5 protein-coding genes are annotated in these 6,370 nt (G+C 73.2%); 1 reads left to right on the top strand and 4 read right to left on the bottom strand.

From position 1 onward, the window contains the following. Positions 1-231: 231 nt before the first annotated feature. The 3 genes from ACFCY1_RS36220 to ACFCY1_RS36210 all read right to left on the bottom strand — a co-directional run bounded on the left by ACFCY1_RS36220 (position 232) and on the right by ACFCY1_RS36210 (position 3,732). Positions 232-570, bottom strand: a complete 339-nt coding sequence (locus ACFCY1_RS36220) for a P-II family nitrogen regulator (protein WP_049659191.1) — start codon at positions 568-570, stop codon at positions 232-234. Further along, positions 567-1,994, bottom strand: coding sequence for an ammonium transporter (locus tag ACFCY1_RS36215; RefSeq protein WP_375877287.1), 1,428 nt, complete (start codon positions 1,992-1,994; stop codon positions 567-569). Before ACFCY1_RS36215 ends, ACFCY1_RS36220 begins: the two co-directional genes overlap by 4 nt. A 283-nt stretch (positions 1,995-2,277) precedes the next feature. After that, complete coding sequence (locus ACFCY1_RS36210) at positions 2,278-3,732, bottom strand: hypothetical protein (RefSeq protein WP_181970686.1); 1,455 nt, start codon at positions 3,730-3,732, stop codon at positions 2,278-2,280. A 629-nt stretch (positions 3,733-4,361) separates the two neighbouring features. Between ACFCY1_RS36210 and ACFCY1_RS36205 the strand changes: the two genes are divergently transcribed. Next, a complete protein-coding gene (locus ACFCY1_RS36205) occupies positions 4,362-5,051 on the top strand; it encodes a bifunctional DNA primase/polymerase (protein WP_074001515.1) in 690 nt (229 codons plus the stop codon). Between the two features lie 89 nt (positions 5,052-5,140). Here ACFCY1_RS36205 and ftsY read toward each other — a convergent pair whose 3' ends face one another. Beyond that, the gene (gene ftsY / locus ACFCY1_RS36200) at positions 5,141-6,367 is read right to left on the bottom strand and encodes a signal recognition particle-docking protein FtsY (RefSeq protein WP_375877286.1); all 1,227 of its coding nucleotides are present in this window, start codon (positions 6,365-6,367) and stop codon (positions 5,141-5,143) included. Between the last annotated feature and the right edge of the window lie 3 nt (positions 6,368-6,370).

Below are 6,370 nucleotides of genomic sequence, written 5' to 3'. Positions count from 1 at the left end.
GCGGCGAGCAGCGCGGCCCGGGCGGCGGCGGCACAGCCGACGGGGTCGGAGGGGCTGGTCTCGGTGGTCATGCGTGTGGGTCCCGTCCCTCGTGCTGGTTGAACCGTCCTGCCCGCGGGTCGACCGTTCGGCCGGTCGGCCGGTACGGAAGCGCCGGTACGCCGCCGGGCGGACCCGCACCCTCCCGGGTGAACGGGCCCGCCGTCCGGCGCGGGGCGACCGGCCGCCGGGCTACAGGGCGTCCGGGCCGCGCTCGCCGGTGCGGACCCGTACGGCGGTGTCGACCGGCACGCTCCACACCTTGCCGTCGCCGATCTTCCCGGTCCGGGCGGCCTTCACCAGGACGTCGATCAGGTCCTCGGCGTCCTCGTCCTCGACCAGGACCTCGATCCTGACCTTCGGCACCAGGTCCACGGTGTACTCGGCCCCCCGGTACACCTCGGTGTGGCCGCGCTGGCGGCCGTAGCCGCTGGCCTCGGTGACGGTGAGGCCGTGCACCCCGAAGGCCTGGAGGGCGGACTTCACCTCGTCCAGTCGGTACGGCTTGATCACGGCGGTGATGAGCTTCATCGGGCGTCGACCTCGGTCCTCTTCTCGGCGGGCTGCACGGCGGGCTGGGCGGCACCGGGTTCCGCGACGCCGGTCCGTTCGCCGGTCCGTTCGGTGGACCGTCCGGCGGACCGCTCGGCGGCGGACGTCGCGGCAGCGGCGGCCAGGCCCGGCAGGGCCCGGGCCAGCCCCGCCCCCACGGCGGTGAAATCGTAGGCGGACTCGGCGTGTTCGGCCTGGTCGATGCCGGCCGTCTCGACCTCGCCGGAGACCCGGAAGCCGACCAGCCGGTCGACCGCCTTGGCCAGCAGCCAGGACAGCACGAAGGAGTACGCCGCGACCACCGCCACGCCCATCGCCTGCTTGCCCAGCTGGCCGATCCCGCCCCCGTAGAACAGGCCCTTGACGCCCTGGCCGACCCCGCCGGTGGCGAACAGGCCGACCAGCAGCGAGCCCACCGCCCCGCCGACCGCGTGCACGCCCACCACGTCGAGCGAGTCGTCGAAGCCCCAGCGGTACTTGAGCGAGACGGCGGCGCAGCAGACCGCGCCCGCGACCAGTCCGATCGCCACCGCGCCGAGCGGGCTGACCGAGCCGCAGGCCGGGGTGATCGCGACCAGGCCGGCCACCGCGCCGGAGGCGGCGCCCAGCGTGGTGAAGGCGCCGTGCCTGAACCGCTCGTAGACCAGCCAGCCGACCAGCGCCGCGCCGGTGGCGACCTGGGTGTTCACCATGGCCATCGCGGCGACGCCGTTGGCGGCCAGCGCCGAGCCCGCGTTGAAGCCGAACCAGCCGAACCAGAGCAGCCCGGAGCCGAGCATCACCAGCGGCAGGCTGTGCGGGCGCATCGGGTCCTTCTTGAAGCCGATCCGCTTGCCCAGCACCAGGCAGAGCGCGAGGCCGGCGACGCCCGCGTTGATGTGCACGGCCGTCCCGCCGGCGAAGTCGATCACGCCGTTGCGGTCGCCCAGCCAGCCGCCGTGGCCGCCGTCGAAGAAGAACACCCAGTGCGCGACCGGGAAGTAGACGACCGTCACCCAGAGCGCGATGAACAGGCCCCAGGCGGCGAATCTGGCCCGGTCCGCGACGGCGCCGCTGATCAGCGCCGGGGTGATGACCGCGAACATCAGCTGGAACAGCGCGAAGGCGGTGACCGGGATGGAGCCGGTCAGCTCGTCGAGGCCGAGGCCGCGCATCCCGAGGTGGTCCAGGTTGCCGATCAGGCCGGCGAAGGAGTCGGACCCGAAGCTGAGCGAGTAGCCGTAGAGGACCCACAGCACGCTGACGATGCCGAGCGAGAGGAAGCTCATCGCCAGCATGTTCAGCGTGCTCTTGGCCCTGACCATGCCCCCGTAGAAGAAGGCGAGCCCTGGGGTCATCAGCATGACCAGGGCCGCACTGATGAGTACGAAGGCGGTGTCGCCCGCGCTGAAGCCGTCCGGCATCGGCGTCTCCTCTGCGTCCAGGCCGATCCGCACCCGGGGACCCGTCCCGTGGTGCCACCCGGGGTGTCGGCGTTGAGGAGGAGCGTGCCGAAGGCTGGTTTCGGCCGGTGCGGCCGGTTGTTTCACCGCGGTGACGCGTGCGACGCGCGGGTTACGGCTGCGTGAACCGCGGCCGCCGCGGCCCGGCCGGGCCATCGGCTGCCGGACATGCCACCGACCGTGACGGCGGCGGCCGCCACGGTCGGTGGAGCTTTTCCTTCGGACGGCCCTGGCGGGCCTCCGGTCAGACCACCGAGACGAACTCCGGGATGTCCTGGACCACCCGCTCCTTGAGCCGGCTCACCGCGTCCACGCCCTTGAACCGGGCCGACGCGGCCTCCGTGGTCTTGCGGACCCGGGAGTTCAGCCGCTCCGAGCGCACCTTGGTGGCGATGTCCACCGCCTGCTCGGCCATCACCACCGCCTGCTCGGCCTCCTTCTGCAGCAGGTGGACGCTGGCCATGCCGATCAGGTTGAAGGCGTACGAGCGCACGTGGTCGGCGTCCTGGCGGAACAGGTCGACCGCGGTCTCCATCACCGGCGCGGACAGCGAGGCGTACAGCTCGGCGTTGTCCGAGTGGTACGCGAGGTCGCGGAAGGAGTGGGCGTTCTCGGCGTTCAGCTCGGCGGGCGAGAAGAACTTCAGCCAGTCCGGGTCCTGGTCCCCGTCCCGGATGTCGGTGAAGGTGTCCTCGGCCAGCCGGATCGCCCGGGCGCAGCGGTTGACCTCGCCGATGGTGGCGTAGGCGCGCGCCTCCATCGCGTACAGCAGGGACTGCTGGCGCGGGGTGGCGGCGTCGCGGCTGCCGTACTGGGCCAGGTGGATGAGTTCCAGGGCGTCCTCGCCCCGGTTGAGGTGGATCATCTGGCGGCTCATGTCGGTGAGGATCAGCGCGCCGAACGGGCGGTCGCCGGCCTCCTTGGCCGCGTGCAGGGCGAGCACGTAGTACTTCTGCGCGCTCGGGTGCATCCCGACGTCGTACGACATCCACCCGGCCAGGTGGGCGAGTTCGGCGGTGAGCCGGAACAGCCGCTTGGTGGTGTCCTCGCTGTACGTCTCCTGGAGCAGGTCGGTGACCTCGTGCAGCTGGCCGACGACGGCCTTGCGGCGCAGCCCGCCGCCGTTCTGGGCGTCCCACTGCCGGAACATGACCGTGGTCTGCTCCAGCAGTTCGAGCTCGGGTTCGGAGAGCCGGCCGGTGAAGGCCTCGCCGCCGTTGGCCGCGGTGAGGATCGGGGTGGGGACGCCGCTCGGGCCGGGGGCGAGCCAGCGCTGCATCGGCTCGATCAGCGCGGCGCCCGCGGTCAGCGCCAGTGAGGTGCCGAGGAAGCCCCGGCGGTTGAGCATGAGGTCGCTGCGGGAGTAGTCGCTGATCAGCTGGACGGTCTGCTGGCCGCTCCACGGCAGGTCGACGCCGCCACCCACGGTGGAGACCGGGATCGCGGCGCGCAGGCCGAGGTCCTCGATGGAGACCACCGAGCCGAACCGCTCGGAGAAGAGTTCCGACATGATCTTGGGGATCGGCTCGCGGGGCTGCTCGCCGTCGAGCCAGCGGCGCACCCGGGAGGTGTCGGTGGACACGTGGTGGGCACCGATCTGCCGGGCCTTGCGGTTGACCTGGCGGGCCAACTCGCCCTTGGACCAGCCACTGCGGGCGAACCACGTGGTCAGCTTCTCATTCGGTTGCTTCTCTGCCATGGGTAACGTCCCCATCCCGCCCGGCCCCTACCGGGGCCCCCGATCGTGACCGCCCGACGGTTGCGGGCTCTTGCCAGACGTGCCGTGCCTGAGGTGCCGCGGCGCCGCCGTACCGCAGCGCCCTCGCACTGGTGTGCCATCGTTGCGGACGATCCGTCAGATTCCCAACTCCCGTTGCCCGACGGCCCGGGACAGACTCCTCGACGACATCCGCACGCTGAACGTAATGCCCCGTGAGGGGCCCGTGGGAGCGCCCCTGGCGAAACGCCACCTTTCGCCACCCCCAGGAGTGAACCGAAGCCCGGGGGCACACGCTTCACTTAGGGAGTCCCGACGGCCCGGCATATGCGGGCCGCCAAGTCCCCCGGCCCATCCCGGAGGACCCGGCGGAACCCGCAACCCACCGCAGCCACAGGCGAGTTCACCGTCCACTCGGGACGGCGACAGCCCCACGAACACGACGATCCGGCATCGGCGCCGCCCCCACAAGGCGGCGCCCGAGGCGCACCGCCGGAACAGGCGCACACCACGCGCTGCGCGCCGCCACCGCACTACGCACCACACGGCTGACAATCGACACACAGTCACCGTCCCGTAACCATCGGCAACAAGAACCTGTTGGGGGAGGCATGGACAACCTGTTCGGCGAACTTCGACTGGGGCACCTGCGGCTGGCACCGCTGGGCGCGCGCCGCCGCACCAAGGTCACCGCGTCCCAGGCCGCCGCGGAGTACACCGGCCGCTGGGGCTGGGCGGTCGTCACCGGCGATCCGGAGACCGGCACCCCGGTCGCCGGCGCCACCGCCCCGCCCCGCTGTCCCTGCGGCTCCCCCCGCTGCGCCGCGCCCGGCCTGCACCCCGTGCGGGGCGGCGGCCGGGCCCGCGCCGCCCGCACCGAGGGCGCGGTGCTGTTCCCCACCGGCCGCGCCTTCGACGTCCTGGACGTCCCCGAGCAGGCCGGCCTCCAGGCCCTGGTCCGGCTGGAGCGGATGGGCACCCAGGTGGGCCCGGTGCTCGCGCCCCCCACCGGCCGGCTCCAGTTCCTGGTCGCCGCCGGCACCGCCCGGCGCCTGCCCGACCTGCTGTACCGGATGGGCTGGGACGACGCCGCGCTCGACCTGGTCTGCCACGGCGAGGGCGGCCACGTCGCCGCCCCGCCCACCGTCCTCGGCGGCCTCGGCCCGGTCCGCTGGCTGCGCCGCCCCACCCGCGACAACGCGGGCTGCCCGCCGGAGGCCCGGCTACTGCTCGGCACCCTCGCCTACGCCTGCCACCGCGGCCGCGAGCGCACCGCCGAGCCGGCCTGGATGGCCTCCTGACCGCCCCGCCCCGGCACGCGGAAGGGCCCGCCCCCTGGAGGGGGCGGGCCCTTCGTGCGCTTCCCTGATCGAACGCTTCGCGGAGGCTGTCAGTCGCCGATCAGCGCGTCCACGAACGCCCCCGGCTCGAACGGGGCCAGGTCGTCCGCGCCCTCGCCCAGGCCGATCAGCTTGACCGGCACGCCCAGCTCGCGCTGGACCGCGACCACGATGCCGCCCTTGGCGGTGCCGTCCAGCTTGGTCAGCACGATGCCGGTGATGTCGACCACCTCGGCGAACACCCGGGCCTGGATCAGGCCGTTCTGGCCGGTGGTGGCGTCCAGCACCAGCAGCACCTCGTCCACCGGGCCGTGCTTCTCGACGACCCGCTTGACCTTGCCCAGCTCGTCCATCAGGCCGGTCTTGGTGTGCAGGCGGCCGGCGGTGTCGATCAGCACGGTGTCCGCGCCCTCGGCGATGCCCTCCTTGACCGCGTCGAAGGCGATCGAGGCCGGGTCCCCGCCCTCCGGGCCGCGCACGGTGCGCGCGCCCACCCGCTCGCCCCAGGTCTGGAGCTGGTCGGCGGCGGCGGCGCGGAAGGTGTCGGCGGCGCCGAGCACCACCGTACGGCCGTCGGCGACCAGGACGCGGGCCAGCTTGCCGGTCGTGGTGGTCTTGCCGACGCCGTTGACGCCGACCACCAGGACCACCGCCGGGCCCTCCTCGTGCTTGGTGGAGCGCACGGCACGGTCGGAGTCCTTGCCGACCAGCTCGACCAGCTCCTCGCGCAGCAGCGCGCGCAGCTCGTCGGGGGTGCGGGTGCCGAGCACCTTCACCCGGGTGCGCAGCCGCTCGACCAGCTCCTGGGTGGGGGCGACGCCGACGTCCGCGGTGAGCAGCGTCTCCTCGATCTCCTCCCAGGTGTCCTCGTCCAGGTGCTCGCGGGAGAGCAGCGAGAGCAGGCCCTTGCCGAGCGAGTTCTGCGAGCGGGAGAGCCGCGAGCGCAGCCGGACCAGCCGGCCGGCGGTGGGCTCGGGCACCTCGATGGCCGGGGCCGCCTCAGCGGCCTCGACGGCCTCGACCTCGGTGGCCTCGGCCTCGGCGGGCGCCTCGGCCTCCGGGAGTTGCACCTCCTCGACGGTGCGGCGGGGCGCCTCGGTCGGCGGCGCGGCCTCCTCGCCGACCTGGGGCTCCTGCGGGGTGGGCTTCGGCGCCGTGATGACCGGCGCCTGCGACTTCGGGGGCAGCTGCTGGCGTCGTCTGCCGGAAACGACGAGGCCGGCGATCGCGCCGATGGCGACCACGGCGATGACTACGGCAAGGATCACGTATTCCATATC

Origin of the sequence: Kitasatospora sp. NPDC056273 (assembly GCF_042268845.1) — a bacterium.
Lineage (GTDB): Bacteria > Actinomycetota > Actinomycetes > Streptomycetales > Streptomycetaceae > Kitasatospora.
Note: the sequence above shows the minus strand (reverse complement) of the source record. Positions and strands in the feature narration are given on the sequence as shown.

What these genes read in the sequence shown, in the direction of transcription:
- ftsY (WP_375877286.1), bottom strand. Translation starts at nt 6,367, where the DNA reads ATGGAATACGTGATCCTTGCCGTAGTCATCGCCGTGGTCGCCATCGGC.
- ACFCY1_RS36220 (WP_049659191.1), bottom strand. Translation starts at nt 570, where the DNA reads ATGAAGCTCATCACCGCCGTGATCAAGCCGTACCGACTGGACGAGGTG.
- ACFCY1_RS36210 (WP_181970686.1), bottom strand. Translation starts at nt 3,732, where the DNA reads ATGGCAGAGAAGCAACCGAATGAGAAGCTGACCACGTGGTTCGCCCGC.
- ACFCY1_RS36215 (WP_375877287.1), bottom strand. Translation starts at nt 1,994, where the DNA reads ATGCCGGACGGCTTCAGCGCGGGCGACACCGCCTTCGTACTCATCAGT.
- ACFCY1_RS36205 (WP_074001515.1), top strand. Translation starts at nt 4,362, where the DNA reads ATGGACAACCTGTTCGGCGAACTTCGACTGGGGCACCTGCGGCTGGCA.